We start from the raw sequence: 23,292 nt of genomic DNA, 5'->3' as shown, positions 1-23,292 counted from the left end.
GATCCGAGTAGTTCATCTCGTATCCGGCGACCGCCTCTGAACGGCTGCTGCAGATAAATTTCGTCGATGGCTTTCATCAGTCTCAGGTCTTCAGTGGAGACGTCTAGCGGTCGATAATAGACGCTGGAACGACTGAATTCTAATAATTGACGCTGTCGGTCACGGGTAACTTCGCTTGTGGATCAATGGCTTCTTTGCGCTGAGCCCGATCTAGCGGCATAGCGACCGAGCACTTTGGACAAAAAATCGTTTTCCACCGTCAGTTGACCGATCTTTGCATGCAGATCCTTGATGGCTTCATCCGTAGGCGACGGATGACCCCGACCCTTATTGAATAACTCACTCGCATTGTCCACCAAACTGCTGCTTCCATTGCGTAATCTAATTCGGGTGAACACCATATTCAGCCGATAGCTCGGTCAAGGTTTTATCGCCTTTGAGGGCAGCCAAAGCAACTTTAGCTTTGAACTGCGGTGAGTGATTGCGTCTTTTTTTGCTCATCCTATCCTGTTTTCCTCATAAATTGAGATACATTAGAGCGGTTTTATCACTTAAACCTGTGTCCAAATTTCAGAGTCCATTTCTGTGGCTTCGCGCGCGGCGCTCGCGCCATCTAACCTTATTCATTAGAACTCATGAGCGGGCCTCAGACATGAGCTTTGCCACCTCAACCTCAATTTGATTGCTTGATTGCCCCAGCATTTCGATTACGTGTTGCAAATTAAGGCGCTTATAGTGCATTTCGGCTCAACACTATTAACATTAAATTTCCTAATCTAAGCATTCCCATAATACCAATGTGTCGGATGAATCTTACTTACAGATTCAATTACTACATTAGTTTTTTCTAACAAGCTCACTTGCCTAACTATATCGCTTTCAAATGGAAACTCCGCTCTAATTCCATGAATTAATCGCCAATAGCCCACACCTTGATCTAGCACAATTTTTGATTGGCTTCCATCAGCCCAATTAAGTTGTAACTTTCGTTCATGAGGCAATTCGATATTTGAATAACTATCATCCCATGAAAAGTCAGAGAACTTTTGAGTAAACCAAGATTTCACGGTATCGGATCTATCTCTAGCGTTACACCAATCATGATATAGCCATCGGGCAGAGTCATTGTTTAGGCGATCCAACCTTGAAGTATTTATTGATAATTTAGTCTTTGAGTTAACACCGTTAGGAAAATCAGATAATGCAGAAAGGAGATTATGCAATAGGATTATTACTAATGGCGATCGCAAATATCGATCAGAGTAAATAACTTCTAACAGTTCTATCTCACCATGTAACAATTCTTTCAATTTCGGAACATTTTCTGTAACAAAACCCCATGCCCTTTCACCAAATGAAAGCGACGGACCATTAAGCTCTTGACATATTTTTAACTCTATCAAACCAGGCTGTGGGCTTCGTAAATTCTTAATGTCAATTAATTTTGAATTGGCTGGATGAGAGGAAATAGCTCGACTTGAGCGAACAAAAACATATTGAACATTAGAATCACCATTCCCCCAGTGTGGAACTGGAGCTAACGCTGTCTCAGAGCTCGCAACCCAACGGATACTAATTTGATTGGAACCAGCTTCAAGAATTAAAGGAAAAGCCGGATTGCCTTCAATGCTAACCCCTTCCGTGGTATAAACTTCGGCATTGACATAAGTTGCCAAAGCCTCCAGTTCGGCTTGCTGACTAAAACTCAGCTTTTCTAATGACTCAGAATGTAGAACAAATTGCAGCTTTATATTTGCACCATTTAATCGATTAAGCTCACTTCGCATCCGCCAATTTAACGGCTCCCACAAGGAAACATCACCACCCAGATAAGCCCTAACCAACGATATTGGATGCTTTTGCCATTCCCTATTGAATGCCAAAATTAATGGCTCCATTTCTAATTTACTTTTTGAACCAAATGCCTTGATGTGTTCAGGTATTTCGAAAGCGCTTAAATATGACAGTGACAATAACTTTAAGGCGTTATGGCGATTAAGATCATTGCTATGATGCTGCGTATCGTAAGTTAACAAACATGCCTGACAAGCTGAATCGCACTTTCGTGGACAATGCAAGATCGACTCGGCCTGTTTCAATAACTCCGGCAACCGTGGTATTGCTTGACTGACATAACCAGCACCACCAGCTGCAGTATCGAATAGAAAAATACTATAAGAAGACTGTCCTTGCTGATTACGGCTGGGTGCTGCATGCGAACTAATTTCACTTTCTTCGATACCTAACAACAGTGACCAAGCCTGACGTAAAGCAACTGCCAATGTGTAAGCAGTAGTTTTATCCAGAGGTTTGCCATCATAATCTCGCAGTTGCAACTCCAGAACATTAGTTCTTGTCGTTATCCCCATAAAAATGTTGTCAAGAATTGCCCAATCTTCATGGTTACCTGGACATTCCTTTTCCCGGTCATCCATTTTTCCACCACGCAAACGCTTATGTCCGGAAATGGTTTCGGGACGTTCAATGCTATATGACATCGAATCAGCAAATCCGCAACGCAAGCAAAGAGAAAAACCTGTTCCATGCAAGCCTTCGCTACGATAGAAAAGCTCAGCTTGGATACTGGATCGATAACGTCCAAATGATGGGTTGGGTAATGGCATCCAGTCTGTGCCATCCAGGGAAATCAGGGGATCACGAACAGGAATATACTGTGGTATTGATATATTATTATGAGGTTTGCAACGAATATCCACAGCAAACCCGGCTGGCTGTAGATATCGATTTCGAGTTAATTTAGAAAGATCCTTTTCTCCACAATGCGGACAGCTTTCCGGCATTATCAACCTCGTGCCATTCCCACCACAGGTCTCGCAGCGCCAGACCCAACGTAAGTTTTGTATTTCCGGCGCACTCTCCATTTCTGCTGGCATATGCCAGTTTAACGTTACTCCACTACTACGGTATACACGCCCATCTAGTACTGTGTCTGTTCCGGGTGCATAGTCACGTATTGCAATGGCTAAATTACGACTAGGAAAACCTGCTCGTCTCGATCGATTATCTTCGCGACCGTTATCATCTTTATTCTTGCGCGATAAATCTTCTAGCGTAGTAGTTACTAGCTGAACGACATCAGTTGGAAACCCATAACCGGGTAAAAACCCCATGCTTGCCAATACCCCAAGTAAATATTCGCCCCTTAATCTGGAAAGCTGAATCTGAACGGCTTGCTCGGGCTTACTGTTACCTTCGTTGGTTTTCAAAATTTCATATTGAGACAATAAGCCATCCAATTCATGGCGCCACCTTTCGACAACTCGTGACAATGATTCGACACAGCTACCAAGAAGATATTCGGACGATCGACCTGCGAAGATACTACGTTTAGTTAAGGAGAATAATCCATTGGTTAAACGATCTATCGTTAAAGCTTGTTCTTCGCACCAACTGGAAAAAACATCGCAAGGCGCCGATTCATTTTCTAACGTGGTTTCAAAAAACCAACCAGCTGTGACTTTGTGAGTCTTATCCGGTACACGATCCGTCAAAAAATAGGCTAAAGCCATTGAATTGACATGACGCTGTATAATGGTCTCACTTTGTAATGCAACCTGAGGCATTGCTAAACGGGTCACGAATGGCCAAAGCGGATTATTAAAGACTGCTTCACCATGCGGCGTGGATTTACAAAGAGTAAAACTCAAAGCAGAAGTTTCACCTCGTCGTCCGGCTCGGCCTGCTCTTTGAAGAAAGTTGGCGGGGTGCGGTGGCACATTATTCATTGCAACAGACGTTAAGCCACCAATATCGACCCCCATTTCCATCGTTGTGGAACAGCTTAATAGGTTGATTTGTCCATTCTTAAAAGCTGTTTCTCGCTTTGTCAGCTCGGGCCCTGAAACTTGAGCAGAATGCTCCATTGCACGCAGATAACGGGTATGTGATGCAATACGATCACTGATATCAGACCAGGCTCCTAATTCACGTAATTTTGCGATTTCCGGATTTGTTTCTAACCATTGATCTGCTTCTTGGGTATCACAGCCAAACCAAAATGGCTTTGGGATTTCAGGCATCGTAACCTTATTACATAAAACCATTTCATCAGGTACATAAGGCTCAGGCAAATAAGGGCTTATTCCTCGAAATGTTACTGGTAGTAATCGACGAGTAACGGGACAAAACCAAGCTTCACGAATGCTTTGTAATACAGCTTGTTTTTCCAATTCAATTTGAAAACCTTTTTCACCTTGCGACAAAACAGGCCTAATTCCTTGCCAAACAGCGACTAATAATTCTTCTAATTGGCCTCGATGGATTGCATCTTTCACATCCAATTTAAAAGCAAAAGCCAGAATGCGTATTAATCGACTGCCATAGGGATTGGGCAAGTCGACAGTTGACCAAAGACGAAGTCTTCTTTTCTCAGATTTACTTGCAGTACTAGGTTTGGCCATACCAGGGGGCAACTGAATAGTCGGAATACCTGGATAACCTAACCAACGTTCAATATCCGGAGCAATTGATACGCTTTTCCCTCCGCGAATATGAAAATCTAATGCAACTTGCAATAGCGCATACCATTCATCTTTTTGAATTCCTCGCTGTTTTATTACGGCAGGCAATTCCGAATTTATTAAAGCCGGATAATGCAGTTGGACAAGACCTAAGCCTTCTAACGAAAATTGCCTCTTAGGCCTTACAAAAAACTCACGGAATAAACACAGTCGAGCTAATTGGCGATCGGTTAATTGACTAAAACTTAGCTCCTTCAGGTTAGGCAACATCCAGCGAACGAAATCATCGGAATTCAGCAACTTATTTTCCGCCTCATCCCAAGTGAGTTGAGCAGGCATTGGCGATTCCAAGTTAGCCAGTTTTGCTTTTCTCTCTTCAAGAACTCCCTGAATAACCGGACTAGTCTGCGCAACGGTTTCTAAGCTCTTTATTTCTTCTAACAATTTCAGAATCTGCTTTTCATCTTTGGCTGGCTGTTGGGCCGCAAGAAAATGGTAGAGCAGACTCTTAACGTAATTTCGCTCACTTTCTTGTTGCAACTTTGCCGCGAATCGAGCAGTCCCTTGTCGACTATCTGTAAAACTAATTAGCCTCTTTCCATCCAACGGCCTCGCATCTTCACCGCCAACCATTGAAGGTAATGGTTCTAAAATCGTCGGTATGGCGGTTGATAATAAAAACGGTGCACCTAGGCGTATGGGCCGGAATAAAACCTTGCCCATATGTTCTTTTTTATTACAAACCGAACAGCTAATAGTATCTTCATGCGGTATGACAAAATGAATAGGAATCCCTTCTTTTCCGGACCAATCCAGTTTTCCTTCATTTGTTAAACCAATGTCTTGCGCAGTAGCAGAAGTCTTTTTGGTTAGTAAGCGAAACAGACCTACACTTGATTCCACCGTATTCTCTGAGGCAACCTCCTCCTCGTCCCCTTCCAATGGTTCCAACTCTTGTTGGTACTCGTCTTCATCCTGGGCGTATTCGTATTGAATGAGCCATTCCTTGCCATCCCTATACGTTTCATTTGCCGATAGATATTCGGCACCACATTCACCGCATTGAACCAAATCAAACACAGGTATTTGGCAATAGGGGCAGTGTGTGCGCCGTTCGAGAAACACAGCGCCAAATGGCCAACGCTCATTATCTAGTGCGGTACCTTGTCGGCCTTGGCATTGATGATTTGCACAAGCCCAAACGCCATTGATAGTTCGATGAAATAAGTGGCCGCGGAGTGGTAAAAATGGTTCCTGAATCTCACTCTTGGCTTGCGTACATAAATCCAAAAATTTCAGTGTCTTTCGACGGGCAGCGCTAGTTTCTGATTTAAAAATGATCTGACTTAAATCCGTCAGTCGATTGGCTCGTTGAGTTAATAGAGATCGAATGTGACGTGCAACATTACTCCTTGCCAATAAATTAAATTTGTCAGTTTCCGATGCTCCCTGCAAACTGCCTAAATCAAGCTCTGTCCGATCTTCATTTGAAAGCAAAGTTGGTAGCTCGGGAACTTGTCGTTTTCCTTCAACGACTGAAATACGATCAACAGAAACGCCGGCGATGTCTGCTAAAAACTCTGCCAATCGGCTCCGAGACTCTTCACTACTGTCACCCAATGTCGCCGAGGTGGCTACGAAATGAACATCCTCCGCTCGACAGCCAAAGGCGCTCAACACGCGCCGCAGTAATAATGTCAATTCTGCGGCTTGTGAGCCTAAGTAAGTATGCGCTTCATCAATGACAATCCAGCGCAATTGACCTTGTGACTGAGCAAGGATTGGTCGGTCTTCATTTCGGACCAACATATACTCAAGCATCGTCGCATTTGTAACTAAAATCGGCGGTGGACTAGAACGAAGTGTTCTACGGTCAGCGACTTCACTAAGCCATTGGCTTTTTCCTTGATCCGGAGTATCGCCGTTGTATAAACAAAATCGTACTTTTCCATTAAATGGCTCAGACCAAGCAACCAACCGATCTTTCTGGCTCTTAATCAAGGCATTTAAAGGATATAAAAACAAAGCACGAACACCCGTCAGTGGATCGCCTTGTCGCTGTTCAAGCTCGATCGCCAAATCATTCAATATCGGTATCAAAAAACATTCTGTTTTTCCGGAACCGGTTCCACTACTCACCAATACTGATCGGGAGGGATTACCTTCGATTAGGGCTCGCCAAGCTTCCAACTGGTGTCGATAAGGAGATTGCTTGATGTCAAACGTATAATTTTCTGTGAGATCTTTGATTTGAGGCTTGGATAACGCATGGACTAAATTCTTATGCAAAAGCTTCCCGCTCAGTTCTTCTAACGATAAGTCAGCAGACTGCCAGCCAAATGTGGCTTCAAATACTGGATCGGCAAGAAAGGAACCAGGTAAACCAGCCTCCTTACCGAAGTAACTTGCTAAATAGGCTCGTAATGCATCATTTCGAAAACCCAATAAACCCAAGGCAGCTCTTGTAGCCCGGCGATTGAGTTGCTCGATTAAATCCGTATAAAAGAGATTAGGCATAGGTAGATAATTCCAGTGGAAGTTTGGACAGTTCAATTGTTAAAGCAATGGCATAAACCGTATCGAACCAATCTGGATCGAAAGCCCTTAGCAATCGAAGCTCGTATATCAGGTTCTCGGTTATCAAGTAAGAATGGAGACTTTGCAAATAACTCATTTGATTGTCCAAATTTATCCAGTCATTGGCTGATAATTTTGGCGACTCTTTTCCCTGATTTGTAAGTGCTCCTTTAACACTAAGCCGGCTAGCTAAGAACGGTGCGCAACGGACAGATCGAAACATAGGCTGGAGATGCTGATATTGGTGCCATTCATCTAGTATCTCAATTCTTTCTAGCACTTCTGGACTCTGAGGCCATTGTTCTTCTGCATCATGGCGCCCCTGAAGTTCTTGTTCAGCCTGAATGATCTGCTCGTCAAAAAAAGAAGGTAGCTTACGAGCAATTAGTAATGGACTATTTTGTAATGGCTTGTCTTTGAAAACCGATTTATGTAACCAATCACAGAGCGACGACCAATACTCCCTTCTGGAACAAGCCCTCTCTCTGAATTGTTGAAAAATTCCGAAAACAATATCCCCATTGGCATCGATTTCACCGAGAGCACTTTGCAGACTCTGGATATGCAACTTTGCAGCATTCTGCCAACAATTAGCCGAGAGCAGGCTCCAGGAAAATGGCAATTGTTCTGCCAAACTCCATACACAATCAAACAAATCATCATCTGCCTTGAGCAGGGCCAATGCTAAAGTTTGTGGATGCGATACCAAACGAGTCAAAACATCCAATGAACTCGAAGGAAACTCACGTGACAAACCGATCAAATCAAACAATAAAAACCAGTCCGTATCTTCTGGATTATGACCGAGATGCTGTAAGACCTCCTCAAGTGCTTGTTCTCGTAATACTTTGTTTGATTCGCGAATTGACGATTCCAATTTAGATTCTGATTCACTGGTATTGTCGCCTGAAATCGACCAAAGAATCGGCCTAAAGCGAGCCCAGTCACCATCTCTTCCTATTATCCACCATGGCCCAGGCGTTAATTGATCCGGAAGATTCCAACAGGCAATGTGCTCTGGATTAGCCTCCAATGAAATCGGGGTATCTTTTGGAGACCATAACGGTAACATCTCCATATGGGTTTGTTTTAAGCCATTCTGACCAATTTTTTCAAGCGTAGCAGATGACAAGCGAACCTGGTAAGCAGGAAAATTGGGGTCGATAAAACAATCAAAACGAGCAATATTGATTCGTGCCAGGGTTTCACCTTTCGGCGTAGTGATCTCCAATCTCACTAGAGCATCCAAGCTACGACTACTATTTAATAGCGATGCAATTCTATCTTGCCATACCAGCAAGGCGGTTTCTAATCGGCCCGAATTCAGCATTGGCAGCCGATCTCTAAATCGCAAACGAGGCAACTCGCAATCCACTGCATCCGCACTGATCAGTTCCGCCTCTAACCAATAGCGACACCCTCCTGCGTGATCTTGTAGAAATAACCGTAAGCCGCCAAGCCGATCGAGTGAAACAGCCTCATCGTAGGTTAACATTACCCCAGCTAATTGAAACACTGCCCCACGTTGCGGATACGGTAAAGCAATTGAAACCTCCCTACCCGATCCCCAATTAAGATAGAGTGTAATCTGTGGCAAATTGGCCGATTGAAGCGTCGGATAAGTAATTTCAACGTCGTCTCCGATACGTTGAATCTCATTGCTGGTGCCACTGGATATTGAAGCTCCCGTCAATCCTTGAATTAGATAAGTTCCCGCCGATGTTCCTTGGCCAATTGTTCTCTCGATTCGGAAAGATTTTGGAAGCACCACAACTTGGCGTCGAAAGATTTCAATATTTTTGTCGCTATCGAATAAGCGTAACCAGACCCGTCCTACACATTCAACATAATAATCATTCCAAATTGCACCAGTGTTCATTTGTTTCCACTGTGTTTTCAGGTGCATCGAATTAGAGTCCCCTTTGTTCCATGAGATACGTGGCACTCCCAAATAAAGTGGATACGAATTCAAGGCATCAGTTAATGTACTTCCAATAAGGCTGTAGCTTTCCTCGAAGTCTATTTCAGCCTGACAAGTTATCCGATAACGATCCTTCTCATCTGTTAGAAAATCGGCTGTGCCATTTAATTTGTATAGGATTCTATTAACATTAGAAATCTTGGCAATCTTCTCGTATGCACCTGTTACCGGATGAACAGAAAGTTCTTCAGGCACTAAAACCCAGGCATTTTCAGCACGCGTTTGCCGTGAACCTTCACCAAGAAAATGAAGGTCTCCATTATTTCCTTTGGTTATAAAAAGCCAAGGTAAATCCCCCCATGACTCCTCACTTTCTACAGCCAAATTATGTTCTGCATCACCAACATGTAAGAACAACAAGTGTTGATCCTTAACCATATCGTTTGTAATTACTAGACCACCTCGGCGAGTCCACTCACGTCGATACGATGCTGATTTCCCTGAGCCTTGAGTCAGCGTTAATAAAGCGATAACCTCAGTAGATAATGGCGTTTTCAACAATAGTCGCAACCTAGGCGGTAGCTGAGTTTCTCGCCCTAACCAATGACAAATTTGTTCGCTAGTAATAACATCGGGACATTCGAGACATTTCTGAACTTGCCACCCATTGGGAGTTTCTTTAAGTTTACCAACCCAGCGTAAGCGAGATTGAGCAAGTTTAGTGAGCTCATTTGTTCGAATGACTAAGCCATTGAATAAAGATTCAGCGGTTTGTTCTTCCAGTCTAAGGGGTAATCGTCTACGCCAATCAGGGACATTTTTATCCAAAATTGAAATTGGATTATTTGTCGTACCAATTTCTCTTTGCAAGTCGACGATAGAAGCGATCAATTCGCCGCCTAAATGAAATACAACATCTTGACGTAAACCGGGTGGCAATTTAAATGCCTGCAAACGGCCAATCATTTCCGCTGCCTCGATGCCACCGTATCCTTGTCGATGATAGCCCTCTAATATGGCTTTAAAAAACTGATTGATCGCTGCATTATTTTTTTGCAAGAGCCTCAGGGGTAATCCACCCTCGCAAGCGATTGTAGTTAAAAACCGCCGTCTGCCATTTTGTTTAATTAATGGGCGATTCCACCATTTCAACCCTCCCTCAATCCAATTTTGAAGAATTACAGGTTCAGGCTCATCAATGCCCAGAGGTTTAAATACTGTTTCCCATGCCCAGATACCTCCATCATGCTCTCTGCAGAAAGTTTCAGCTGCAAAAAGACAAAAATAACACGGAAAATAAGTTGCTTCAGCATGGCGAGAACTAATAGCCTTCAGCCGTCGAATCACTTGTTCTTTCAATTCCTCATACTTTTTATCTTCACATTTATACGCATACAGGGGCCGACCATCTGGAACTGTTATGCGTGCATGTGTAAAAATAAATTGTGTAAGCCAATTGTTTTTTTTCACCGCCATCCCTCTCTTATTATTTTTATAAATATTTGGTAGGAACTAAATCTTAATTACCTGCTTCTGATAATCGATAATTGGCTAGTCAGCCTGTCTTTTGCCATATCCAGTTTTTCTGGATTCATCTTTGCAGACAAAGAATTTTTACTCTTCCTACCAAGAAAATATGCGATACGTTCTGCGTTTGCGCCTGATGGATGCGGTAAGTCGCCAAGAATTCTATCTGTATCGATAATTCCCTCGACAGATAAAAAATTCAAAGCTTCTTTAGGTTTATCACCCAGAGGGATAAAAATCGCCTTACTTAATTGATGAGCCTGCTTTCCAAAATGAACGCGCAAATATCGCTTTAGTAATGGATGCTTAAGCATGTTGGGCGTACCGTTGTAATCCTTACCCTCCACAAATACCGGATATGACAACACTGACGCCGTTTGCGCGAGATGCGCCATTCTTCCAAATAAATGTTCGGTAGTATCAATGTTTAGCCAGTGGTTGATGCCAATATGATCTAACAAATTGACGAGGTTATTTCTTAGCGTACCGCTGAATGCACCCGTCAGTTTTGCTTGACGAAGCACAGTATGATTATCGGCACCAGCTTTCAATTGATGTTGTGCCTCTCGTAACGCATTGTTCATTTGAGTGCGGCCAGGCGTAATACCTACGATAACGACCTTTGCTTCCGGATTGATATATTCAAAGGGTGCGTAATAAATAGATAACTTGCCATCTCTATCCATGAGAAGTTTCTCATCGAAGCAGTTACTTGGTAGATTTTGAATGACATTACGGTATTTGTTTAATAAAGCGTCCATCTTATCCTTTCAATTTTTTACAGTTGTTTTACAGAGCGATTGTCAAAATGGTAAATCCGGAGTTTCACCCAGTAATCATCAAATCCTCAATAAATTCAGAAGGCACATCGCCACTGGTCACTAACAAATGATCTCTCGCTCGAGTACAAGCCACATAAAGTAAGTAGCGTTCTGTTTCATAGACATCTTCTAAATCGGCAGGATCGGCAACCGACTCGATTCTGCTTTGGGAGGGAATGATTTCGTCATCGCAGGCCATCACGGCAACGGCCCTAAACTCCAGCCCTTTGGCTAAATGCATCGTGCAAACCGAGACATGCCCCGTCGTTGTTTCAACCCGTTCGTCTAAAACCAAGCACGGTAACGATGCCAAAGACACAGCGTTCGTGGCCCGTTCCAGTTCTGCTTCTGAGCGGACAAATACGCCAATTTCGTGTGAGTTAATGCCATTGCTTGTTATTTCAGATAACCAAGCAGCAACCGTTTTAACTTCTTGCTCCGGCGAATCCAGTTTCAAAATAGAGGGTGATGGTCCATTAAAAACCGAGATCGTTCCGTTACGATCTTCGACATTGCCATCGACATCGGAAATATCCGGTCCAAGCAACAAATCGGCTTGGGCTCGAATTTGGTGAGACGTGCGATAGTTAATATGTAAAGTGCGGGAACGACCACGGATGTCCACGCCCAAAGATTTCCAAGAAAATGCCTGTTGGAAAATGCGCTGACCAAGGTCGCCTGCAAAGAACAAAGCATTGGCTCGCTCTCCTCCTAATGGAGCAAGAAAGCGTAACTGAGCCACACTGATATCCTGCGCTTCATCGACTACGACAAAATCAAACGGATACCGCCCTTGTTCGGTGAAATGTTGCGCTAAGCAGGTAAAAATAGCAGCATGAGTCAATATCTGGCGTTCTTCCAAAGCGGTTAACACTCGCTCGAATATTGACCAAAGTTGTTGTCGCTGGGCCTCCGGCAAACGCGTTTTTCGGCCAAGCCGCTTCACGTCACGATAGGCTTCCCAACTATCCAATTGCCACGCATCAACGACTTGTTCCCATTCAGATAACAAAAATGTCTGGCTGAACTTATTTCCTTCAACGTGTTGAGAGGCCGAATGCAACAACCCGCGAATCAAATCGGCATTAGCTAATTGGCATTTGCCAACATTCGATTCGTACAAACGTTGCCCAACCGAATCTAACGCATGCACTTCCAAGCGTTCGGCTAAACGCGGCTCGCTGTTTATTAAACGCTTCAACTTGTTACGCAAAGCATTAGCTAATGTCGGTGAGAACGTCGTTAACAAAACCCTTGCTTCAGGGGCAAGGCGTGTTAAATACACGGCTCGATGCAACGCCACGATGGTTTTGCCGGTGCCGGCCGAACCGGAAACACGCGCAGGTCCTTTGAATTCACGTTCAACCCATTGCCGTTGGGCAGGATGTAAAAATACCGTCCATTTATCCCAAGGAAAGTCCAACGCCTGTGCCAATTCTTCGGCGTTACCCATAACTCGAAAGCGCCGCAAGGCATCCGGATGCTGAAAAGGATCGATAACCGGCGCAGCGTATTCCGGAGCCGCAGGTATCTTTCCAACCGCCAAATCCAACACGGCTTCAGCTGCTTCTGCCGGTAAATGGTCTGCCAGCTCCAAAATCGAATCTTCGTTTGCAGCACGAATATCCTCTAACCATTCTTCCGGTATTCCATAACCAAGCAATTCGTCATTCGAGTACTTGGCAAATAGCAAAGGCTTGGCCGGTTTAACTTGTACAGTTTCGATGTATTTCGGAACAACGATTTCCTCGACACGCTCTCGAATCTCTACAATCTGAGCAGCACCCGTTTTAGGATGGGTTTCCAGCTTACGACGCTCCGCCCAGTGGTAGGCCTTATTGTGATGATCGACATAACACAGCAACAGACTACTGTGTGTTTTATGCACGATAATGCGAATGTCGGTATTGACCCGGACCGACCAGAAATTTTTGTCTTTTGCTCGATCCAATTTATGAAAACTAAAACCGGGATTTTCGGGGTTCAGTTGCAAATCGAAAGCGGTGGTTTTGACAACTTTTTGTTCTTCGCCGGTGAGTTTGGCTAGGCTGTCAGTGAAGGTGTCGGAGATGCGGAAGTCCAATGAATTATCCCTTAAGTGTCATTTCAGGATTCCAATCGCGCTTATTGTTTAGTTAGCTTGGGACCAATATAAACTACATACAACGGCTCACTTTTACTAATGGGCCAAGAAAAATGAATACGAAGCTGTGGCGTTTTTATTTTTCCGTGCCAAGTACAGAATAAAGTTTCCGTATGTTTGCTAGGATGTTTAAAAGTCAGTTCATTATTAAATTCATTTTTTTCACTAGGTGATGAGTCAGTGAACCAAGCTTTTTTACCAGTGAAATGATCTTGATAAATCCGTTGCCCTTCGACAGTTCTTTGTCCTTGTGCATCAAAATAAGTTTTGAACTTATCCAAAGTTTCCAGTAATTCAACAATTCGTTTTGCTGCACCATTAACGAAGGGATGACCTTTCAATGGTTCAAAACTATCAGAAGAAAAAATTAAATTGGAACATCGATCCGGCATAATGGAAGCCAATTGTTCCCATGATTGAATCGGTGGAAACGAGTCGCGCAAAGCGGCCTCAATTGTATTAATTTCCCAATGGTTGAGAACGTCAATATTTGTAACAGTATCATTGTGCAAAATAACGTTGATTGGTGTAAATATCCAATCAGACGGAAGTAAACTAACTAACTGAGATTCGCTGCCGTTAATACAACGATAAGCAGCCTCACCTAAAGCCGTATCTGTAACTACTTGATCTTGGTATTCCAAATAATCATCTGAAGCATGATGAGGTTCGTCCTCCCAAAAGGGTCCATGCTGAGTCAACCATCCCATTACTGACCGACGTTCATTTTGATCAAATTTCTGAATGGCTTGTTGCATAGTGAGCTGATGTGTAATCTGCGCCTGCGTTACGTTACGATGGCAATATATTTCATATCCAAACTGCTTGATTTTGCTTCGTATGCTCATTAAGGAACGAATCGCATTCTGAAAGTCAGAAATGTTTTGAAATTGTCCATGCAGGGACAGGTCATTTAGCATTAGTTGCATTAATCCCACCCGGCAAAGAAATTCATGTCTTTATCAAACTGGTCAAAAAATCCATCGGGCCATGAATCTATGTTTCCGTTTCCATCCATTTGAGGGCTAACTACTTGAGCAATTTCAGCAGATGATGGTCTAAAAAAATGAACTGCAACTTGTTCTGGCTGAATTCGACAAGCTTTCACTGCTCGACGAATGCCATTAAGCACATGGTCACTGTGCGTTTCAACTATAACCTGTATCCCTGCACGAGCAACTTCGGCTAAAAACTGCCCCATTAATGCCTGTCCAGCTGGATGAAGATGTACTTCCGGATTTTCAATCATAAGAATGTCATCTTTAGCGGCAGATAGAGCAGCAATCACGATGGGTAAAACTTGTGTAAGGCCAAAGCCAACATTAATAGGTCGATGAAAGTCTGTCGCATCAGAAGTACGCAATCCCAATGTAACGGCATTTACTTTCGGAACTTGCTGTACTTCTAATCCACATCCGGGAAAGAACATTCGCATCCGTGCTTCGACTTGGTAAAGTCTTTTATTTATTACATCAGGCATAACCAGCTCATCTAAAACCGGTTCATCACGTCCCCAGTGCAATATACTGACCGCGTGTTCGCCTGCAGAGCCTACAACAGATGCAATCTGACGATCTTCAAGCGGATATACTTCGCGAGGTCCAATACGCTCTGCAGTTATATAGGTAAGATTTTTTAGACGATTAGCAAATGAGGTATTGATTGTTGGCGGCAGTAAGTAGCGTAATGCTTCAGGCCGCTCATTTGTTTCTTGATCGACAATTACACTCTGAACTTCCATAGAAAGTTCATCGCGATCTCCAGTGAATACCCAAGAGTATGTTTGTTCACTGTCTACAATAGCAATTTCAAAGCTTTTCCTACCATGAACTTTATCTACAACATCTAGAACAGTGCCTAACTTTATAGATTCGCCGTTTAACATCAAGCGTTTAGACCACTCGTGTTCTCGCATTGTCTGATGCAATAAGACTAGAGCTTGCAGAGCCGATGACTTACCTGATGCGTTAGTCCCAGTCAGAAGCGTGAGGGGGCGTAGAGGTAAGCGAAGTAATTCAAAACATTTAAAGTATTGAAGATCAAGACGAGTGAACATCAAATACCTCCGCGAACATTTTTTGGGTTTCTTCGAATCGATACTTGACTCGATCGGGACTGTTTGGGCCATAAGTGATCGACCACACGAATTTATTCTCTTTAATTAATGAATAAAAACGGGATTTAAGCTTGTCTGCGTGACTTTCGACTTGATTCTGAGAATATGGGGCCAAACCAGTAACCATAACGTCCCATAGAGAAGCATTTAGAACACCTCTTCTGTCCTGTCCCGGTTCATGCTTTCGGAAAGCATGATCACCAAAGAGTATGCGATTGTTTTGTAGCGAATTCTGGAACTCATTGGAGAGATTAATTAATGAAGTATCATCAAGAGAATTCATTTTTTTTAATGCTATTGCAAGCCATTCGTCCATGCCATCTTTATAGTTTTCAAAAGGTAATAATCTAAAGGCACAAAACCTATTAACGAACTCTCTATCACGCATGGTTTGAGTTTTAAGACTACCTCCTGTTGCTTGCTTGAAGATTTTAGTTGAGGACTCATCTTTAAGAAATTTCGTCGCTTTTCCGTTGTACAGACAATTCCGCATTTGTTGTCGAGTCAAAGGTATTCCGCCATTAACTCGTTCGAATATATCTAAACGAGCCCGTTCTGGTACCTTCGCATCAATGATATAAAGTATTAAGTTACAGTCTTCTAAACGATTTTGAAGTTTAGGAGATAGATCCTTAAAATACTTATTATCAAGTTCAAGTTGATTAGGAAGCTTTAATTTAAGTTCGTTATTCACAAATCTATTAAAAGTCGATAATCTTTGTAAACCATCGACAACAATCATTCTTCCTTGGTCATCTTCTCCTAAATAGAACACCGGTAATGGAATCCGCATAAGTACAGACTCAATTAGTTTGCTCTGCTTATCATTCCCCCATATGAAATCACGTTGAAAGTCAGGGTCCATAACAAAGGCCCCAGCTTTAATTCGACGAAGTACATCATGAACTGTACGTGTCTCATTTCTAATTAATAATGTATCAATTGGGTAATCACCCAAAGAGGCATCTTCGTCTTTGCCAAGGCCTTCTACTTCCTCTTCTTCAGTATTCAAGTCAACAATGTTCATTTGATTCTCGATTGCGGAATTTGTCATAAAAATTAACTCTGTCGATAACTTTCATCACTGTATTTTAAACACCTTCATCACCTCATCACCAAGATGGTTGATGACTTTGACCGCGATTCGCCCGGATTTGGGTGTTTCGAATGGTCTTGATGTGTCGCTGTTCAATGTGGCCCACGCTTCTTCATTGATTTCGGCTTTCAGCGTGGTCTTCAAAGCTTTGTAGGGATCGTTGGCACCTAGGAAATAGGCGTGGCGGACGAAGAAGCTTTCTTCGTTGTAGTCGGTGTCGATGAACCAGCAGGCGATGCCTTCGGCGCCGTCGCTGCGGACTTCGCCGGTGTTGGGGTGGAACACATCCACACCGTTGACTTTGACTTGAATCTTGCCGTCTTCGGCACCCAGGATGTCGATGTCCGGTTCGCCGAAGATAACAAACAGGTTGCCTTTGCCGGTGTTTTTCAGGTCTTCGGCCATGTGCAGGTCGGCGTTCATGCGGGCTTTCAATACGGGAATGCGGCCGAGTTTTTCGAATTCCGAGGAATGGGCGTCATAGTTGAAAGCGCAGGCGATTAGCACATCGAAACCGGCGTCGCCGGCTTCGCGGGCGGCAGCCACTAAATCTGGGCGAGATACCGTGCCGAATTCGGGCCCAATGAACACGGCTGCGCGTTTTTCGTTTCCGGAATTCTCGTCACCTTCCGAGTAACGGCCTTCGGCGCAGATCAGTTCACCGGGCCAGGGCGAAAGGGACGTAAAATCGATTTTGTCGGTTTTATGCGCTTGCTGTACGCCGGCGGTTTTCAGATTTTCCAGAATCAGTTGCACGAAGTCGCGTTCTTCGCGGTATTCTCCGTCCGCCTCGGCGATGCCATCGACCAGCTCGTCGTTTTCATCGACGGCTAACACCCGATGCGGGGACAGGCTTTCGAAAGTAAATGGTCCGGCAACACGGACTTTTTTCTTGTCTTCATAGGGCTTGTCGTACAGGTATTCGAATTCGGCTTTGGCGGTGATCGATGCGTCGATTTCCTGCTGGCGGATGATGCGTTGCTCCCACCAGTCGTTGTGCACTTTTGTCGCGGCTTCCGGCCACTTCGGATCGGCATCGCGGGGGATTTCCCATTCCTGCCATTGTTTGTCCAAGGCTTGATTCAATTGTTCGCGCAGCGGTTCCAGTTTTTCCTTAAACTTGTCCCAGATAACATCGATTTCGGCGTTGTTGGCGATAGCTTTAAGGGTGATATGCGGCACGCGCTCATAGACAAAACCATGACGGATATTGCCACTGGTGCGTTGGCTAGATGGCGCGGATCGGGTAAGTTCGGCTTCCTTACGTTGTCCTTCGTAACTATCCGCCAGCAGATAATAGGGATAGCGAGCGCCCATGATGCGGGCGCGGGCCAGGGCTAACGCAACTCGGGAGGTGTCGAGAGTAATCCATCGGCGCCCCCATTGTTCGGCGACATAGGCGGTGGTGCCGGAGCCGCAAGTGGGGTCGAGGACAAGGTCGCCTGGGTCAGTAACCATAAGCAAACATCGTTCAATCAATCTTGGATTTGTTTGAACAACGTAAACGGGGAATTTTTCCCCATGAAATTCCGTCCAAATATTCGAAATGGAAGCATATGCCCAGTCCTTCCAGAAAACTACGCCTCCTAGTGACTTTCCTCCCCCATCAAAAATTCTGTCAGCCCGAGCAAGGCGTTGCATATCAATTTCAGGGTCATAGGTCCAATGTCTGTTAGCGCCACATTCAAAATCTTTATTATGAAATTCAAAATCTTTGCTTCTTTCAGACCTATCTTGACTCACAAGTGGATAATTAACCCTGGCCCATCTCCAACCAGAATCAAGCTTTTGCTCAATTTCGAATTCCGTTAATTTAACAACACGAGCATGCTCGCCTTCTGGAGATATTAAGGTATTAAATTTGTTATCTTCATCAGGGTCTCTTCTTTCTTTATAAAGAGTACGCAGTTTAAGTTGCTCCCTGTTCTTGGCATACCAAACTAAATAATCATTAACTGGATCAGTTGACGTTGTTGCGCTTTTTTTCTTTACAATAATTGTGACAATTGAATTGTTCTCACCTAAAACCTCATCCATGACAGCTCGAACTCGATGCAGATTTTCTTCCCCAATTTGCACAAAAATCGATCCTGAATCGGTCAACAAGTCCCGCGCCACGGTCAACCGGTCGCGTAAATAAGTCAAATAGGAATGGATGCCGTCGCGCCAGGTATCGCGAAAGGCTTTGACCTGTTCCGGCTCGCGGGTAATGTGGTCAGCGTTGCCGTCTTTGACATCGCGGCTGGTGGTGGACCACTGGAAGTTGGAATTAAATTTTATGCCATAGGGCGGATCGAAATAAATGCATTGCACCTTGCCGCGCAAACCTTCGCGTTCGGCCAACGAAGCCATGACTTGCAGGCTGTCGCCTAAGATCATGCGGTTGGTCCAATGGCCGTCGTGTTTGTAAAACTCGGTTTTGGCGTTGTCGTCGGGTAGACCGTTGAAGTCGGAAAACAGGTCGATTTGATCGGGCTCCGCCGGTTGTTGGCTTTCAGTACGACGCAGCAGATCGTCGATCAGCACTTTGGGATGGACTTTTTCCTGGATATACAGCGGCGGCGCATGCACGACCAAGTCCGACCAATCCTGTTCGTCCTTGCCTCGCCAGACCAGTTGCGGATCGAGGTCGCGGTTGCGGCGTTCGTACGCCAAGCGAATCGGGCTTTGCTCGTCCTTGGCCATCACCGATTGGTATTCGGCGGTGGGTATGTTTTTACGGGTGGCTTCGTCGTGGATAATGGTTTCGACAGTGAGTTGGCTCAAGCCGTTCTTGGAAGTTTTTGCCATGAAATTAGACGGGTAATAAACAGGATTTGAGTTCCGGATAGTTGGGGAAAACGCTATCGATGCTGGCCAATTGGGCTTGATGATCCAGGGCCGAGGCGATGATGATGCGGTCGAATGGGTCTTTATGTACCGGCGACAAGGCAACGGCACGCGCGGAGATAGCGGCCGTGAGTGGCAAGAGTTCTACGCCAGCAGGTGAGAGTGCTTGTTCCAGCCATTGTCCGGCTTCGCACGGTAAGGACAGCTTACCGCGTTGGTGGGCCAGGGCTATTTCAAAACAGGAAACCGGCGAAACCAGGACTTGATCGGCGTTTTCGATCAAATCTCGCCAGGTTGCCGGAAAACGCTGATGTTCTTCGGTAATCCACCAAAACCAAATATGGGTATCCAGGACGATTACTTGAGGCATTCCCAGTCCTCTGTATCGACAATCGGGCTGACGATGTCACCCAGCGTTTGACCTTTACCGGCAATGGATGCCGGCGGACGGCGCTTAGTTTTGGGCAGGGATTCTTCGAGAATTGTAACGATGACGCGCGCCGACTCTATGGCCGGTCGCTCGCCCAGCCATTTAATTTGGCCATGATCCAGTGTGGCTTCGTAACTTTTTAGCATACTGACCTCGGTAATCGGGACATAGAATTTGCCTTGCTCGGCTGTTGAAAAATCGTATTCGTCTTTCATAGACCTATGAATCAAGTTTACACATTTTTTTGCATTACCTGTTCAATCATCTTGTCGAATTCGGCTTCTACTTTGGCATTAAAGTCGGTTTCGATTTGATAAACCTCGGTAAATTCGGCAAAGGCCCAACGGCCAAAGGTAAGGAGATTGTTTACGCCCGGCACCCAGTAGGTTTCCATCGTGGCTTTTTTATCTTTGGCATCTTCGCGGCGATAGCCTTTGATTTCGACAATCAGGTTCAACAGGTCATCATCGCCATGGCCATCATCGACTCGGACAATAAAATCGGGCAAGTATTTGCGGGTTTCCGAGCCATAGCGATAAGGCACTTCCAATCCGAGACTATGATTTTTAACATAGGCTTTAACCTTGGGATGTTTTTCCGCCACACGGCAGAATTCTGCTTCCCAACCACTGTCCAGGATTACCCAGTTGATATGGCAACGATTAGCGGCTGTTTCCCACCGTTCTGTCTTTGATGTGTTAAAGCTGACGTGACTGGTCGACCCAACGGGGTTGTAAGGATCAAGCACGGCTTTGATGGGACGGTTGATTTGGTTGGGCGACTTAATGATAGCTTGAGTTATTCTCTCGCATACCATGTCAGCTAATTCTTGATACATCAACTGGGCGGGATAAGTTCCTCCTTTACACACTAGACAGGAGTCCAGCCATTGTTTAGTAATGCGTTTCAGTTGTCCAAATAGGTATAGTTTGGGTTCATCGCCTGGATCGCGCCACTTAGTGTAGAGCAGGCGTTGGGTGAGATGGAACAACAATGTCGACAGTCGCATGTCGCCGGTATGAACCAGGTTAAGGTCAACTGATTCGCCAATGATGCCGGCATTTTGGGTAACCGATGGTCCGACCAGATCGGGGGTTAATTCAAGTATGGAATCGGTGTTGAATTCTGCTGTTAACCGCTCTTCAGGTAATTCGACACGATAACCTTGTACCCTGGGAAACTGTATTTCCAAGTGATCGCGTTCGGGTTTGACTGCTTTTACATGTACGGTTTGCCGGGGTGGTTGCGGAGGGGCAATAACCGGTTTGGCTGTGAAATCGAAGGGTATGCCCAAGACATCGGCATATTCGACGTTGAATAAGTTATCTTCGTTGAGTTCGTAAGATTGGCGGCGTAAGGAACGACCAATCACTTGTTCGCAAAGTAATTGGGTGCCGAAAGCGCGAACCCCCAACACATGAGTAACGGTGTTGGCATCCCAACCCTCGGTTAGCATAGAAACTGAAACCACACAGCGAATAGATTCGCCGAGTCGACCTTCCTTGCCGACGGTGTTCATGACTTCGCGCAGTAGTTCTTGATCGGACAGATTGTCGGCTTGTCTGCGGTCGCCGGTACGCTCGATGATTTCGCGGCGGAAACGTTCGATTTCGTCGCTTGCCATACTGCGAAAGTTGTTGTCGAGCGCATCTCCGGATTCGAGTTGCTCGCTATCAATCAGCAGGGTGTTGGGGCGAGCAAGTTGGTTACCATAATCATCATAATTTCGGAATAATGGCAGTCGACCATTTTCCAAAGTGGACGAACCGTCTTCGTTTTCCCGCTGAAAGCCCGATATGTAGTCATAGACCAATTTAGATGTGCTGGTGTTGTTACACACCACAATAAAACACGGCGGCACTTTGATGCCGCTAGCCTGCCAGAGCTGGTAGGTCTTTTCGTAATGGCCGTAGAGGGCTTCCAACGCGGTTTGTAATTCGATTGGGATGCTTAATGGATCTAACGCTTTGCCTTGGCCTCGACCCTTTTTCGGCATTTTCTTTCCGATATGCTCCCATAAGTTGCGAAACATAGGCATTTCGTCGCCTGGAATATTTTGAGCAACCGGAACACGCGGTAATTTGACGATGCCGCATTCGATTGCGTCCATTAGCGAAAAATCGCTCATTACCCATGGAAACAGAGTCCCTTCCACATAGCCAGAGCCTCTCAAGAAAAACGGTGTCGCTGATAAGTCGACGACGCGTTGTACGCCTAATTTGCGATTAACCGTTTCCAAACCGGTAATCCATAGTCGAGCGGCTTCATTGTTTTTCTCAGCTTCTCTTTTTTCGTCCCCTTTAAGCTTTTCGTCATCATGATTGGGCTTTTCTCGATAACAGTGATGCGCTTCGTCGTTGAGCACCATGATGTTTTTCATGCCCATCAATTCCGGCATGACGCGCTGCAACATTTGCCCTTCGGTTTCCATTGTATTGAGCGTTTCGCCACCACGACCTTGCAGTAGCGAACGACCGCCTTTGGAGATTTCCAAACGCTCACGCAGCTTAAAGGCGTGATAGTTGGTGATGACGATTTTGGCCCGCTCGATGTCACTCAGCATATCGCTGGGTACGAGTTCCCGAGTTGAGTAATAGCTGTCTGGATCGTTGGGTTGGAGAACACGTAAACGGTCGCGAATGGTTAATCCGGGTGTAACGATTAGAAATCCACGCGAGAAATTTTTGCTGTTGGGACGACGAATCGCATTGACTGTTTGCCAAGCGATGATCATCGCCATCACCGTGGTCTTCCCGGCACCTGTCGCAAGTTTTAATGCCAAACGCATTAAACCAGGATTAGCGTTTTGATTGGCGGCCTCTAAATGCTGAAGAAATCGTTTACCTTGCTTTCCGAGTTTTGGAGCGACTTCCGTCAGCCAAATACAGGTTTCTACCGCTTCGACCTGACAAAAAAATGGTCTGACACTATTGAAATTATGATGACGCCAATATTGCAGTAATCGAGCTGTTTCTGGAGTAACTAACCAACTAGATGGGTCCGAAAGTTTACGCCATTCGTCTACGTTCTTGCGTAATTCATTAATTATAGGGGTGGGATCGTAGCGTTGCTCGTTGGTCGACAGTCCATCCGATTCTTCAAAGTCGAACAGTTGTTTTTGTTTAGCTGAACCTTTGACCTTTTTGGGTTTAGGAATTGGAGTAATAAATTCAGCACGCCGCCGTTGCTCAATGATCTTTTGTGTCGGCTGTCCTTTATCATCCAGTTCCCAATGCCTAGCCGGGTATTCGTAAGGCGAATTGAGTATGGGCTTGCTGAAAAACTCGTTTTCCATGTTGTTGTATTATTCCAATTACCGTTTTAAAAAACCGAAATGGGGCGTTAAAGCTT

Annotated in this window: 12 protein-coding genes; all 12 read right to left on the bottom strand. The window is 44.8% G+C overall.

Annotated elements, in window-relative coordinates; all coding sequences use genetic code 11:
- Nucleotides 1-182 precede the first annotated feature (182 nt).
- Entirely contained in the window at nt 183-356 is a 174-nt protein-coding gene (locus WJM45_RS20485) for a hypothetical protein (protein ID WP_341326863.1), read from the bottom strand.
- Between the two features lie 420 nt (nt 357-776).
- Entirely contained in the window at nt 777-6,998 is a 6,222-nt protein-coding gene (locus WJM45_RS20480) for a DEAD/DEAH box helicase (RefSeq protein WP_341326862.1), read from the bottom strand.
- Nucleotides 6,991-10,449, bottom strand: coding sequence for an STY4851/ECs_5259 family protein (locus tag WJM45_RS20475; protein ID WP_341326861.1), 3,459 nt, complete (start codon nt 10,447-10,449; stop codon nt 6,991-6,993). Before WJM45_RS20475 ends, WJM45_RS20480 begins: the two co-directional genes overlap by 8 nt.
- 53 nt (nt 10,450-10,502) lie before the next feature.
- A complete protein-coding gene (locus tag WJM45_RS20470; RefSeq protein ID WP_341326860.1) occupies nt 10,503-11,267 on the bottom strand; it encodes a hypothetical protein in 765 nt (254 codons plus the stop codon).
- Nucleotides 11,268-11,331: 64 nt separating this feature from the next.
- Nucleotides 11,332-13,410 (bottom strand): UvrD-helicase domain-containing protein, encoded by a 2,079-nt coding sequence (locus WJM45_RS20465; RefSeq protein WP_341326859.1) that lies wholly within the window; start codon nt 13,408-13,410, stop codon nt 11,332-11,334.
- A gap of 41 nt (nt 13,411-13,451) precedes the next feature.
- On the bottom strand, nt 13,452-14,399 hold the full coding sequence (locus WJM45_RS20460; protein ID WP_341326858.1) for a hypothetical protein: 948 nt from the start codon (nt 14,397-14,399) through the stop codon (nt 13,452-13,454).
- On the bottom strand, nt 14,399-15,526 hold the full coding sequence (locus tag WJM45_RS20455) for a DUF3696 domain-containing protein (protein ID WP_341326857.1): 1,128 nt from the start codon (nt 15,524-15,526) through the stop codon (nt 14,399-14,401). Before WJM45_RS20455 ends, WJM45_RS20460 begins: the two co-directional genes overlap by 1 nt.
- Nucleotides 15,510-16,640 (bottom strand): DUF262 domain-containing protein, encoded by a 1,131-nt coding sequence (locus tag WJM45_RS20450; RefSeq protein ID WP_341326856.1) that lies wholly within the window; start codon nt 16,638-16,640, stop codon nt 15,510-15,512. The genes WJM45_RS20455 and WJM45_RS20450 overlap by 17 nt, the downstream gene beginning before the upstream one ends.
- Before the next feature lie 27 nt (nt 16,641-16,667).
- Nucleotides 16,668-19,472 (bottom strand): site-specific DNA-methyltransferase, encoded by a 2,805-nt coding sequence (locus WJM45_RS20445; RefSeq protein WP_341326855.1) that lies wholly within the window; start codon nt 19,470-19,472, stop codon nt 16,668-16,670.
- A gap of 4 nt (nt 19,473-19,476) precedes the next feature.
- A complete protein-coding gene (locus WJM45_RS20440; protein WP_341326854.1) occupies nt 19,477-19,881 on the bottom strand; it encodes a type II toxin-antitoxin system VapC family toxin in 405 nt (134 codons plus the stop codon).
- Nucleotides 19,869-20,156, bottom strand: a complete 288-nt coding sequence (locus WJM45_RS20435) for a hypothetical protein (protein ID WP_341326853.1) — start codon at nt 20,154-20,156, stop codon at nt 19,869-19,871. Before WJM45_RS20435 ends, WJM45_RS20440 begins: the two co-directional genes overlap by 13 nt.
- A gap of 17 nt (nt 20,157-20,173) precedes the next feature.
- Nucleotides 20,174-23,236 carry a DEAD/DEAH box helicase family protein gene (locus WJM45_RS20430; protein ID WP_341326852.1) on the bottom strand — a complete coding sequence of 1,021 codons (3,063 nt, stop codon included), beginning with the start codon at nt 23,234-23,236 and terminating at the stop codon, nt 20,174-20,176.
- Nucleotides 23,237-23,292 lie beyond the last annotated feature (56 nt).

It is taken from the genome of Methylotuvimicrobium sp. KM2 (assembly GCF_038051925.1).
Taxonomy (GTDB): domain Bacteria; phylum Pseudomonadota; class Gammaproteobacteria; order Methylococcales; family Methylomonadaceae; genus Methylotuvimicrobium.
Note: the sequence above shows the minus strand (reverse complement) of the source record. Positions and strands in the feature narration are given on the sequence as shown.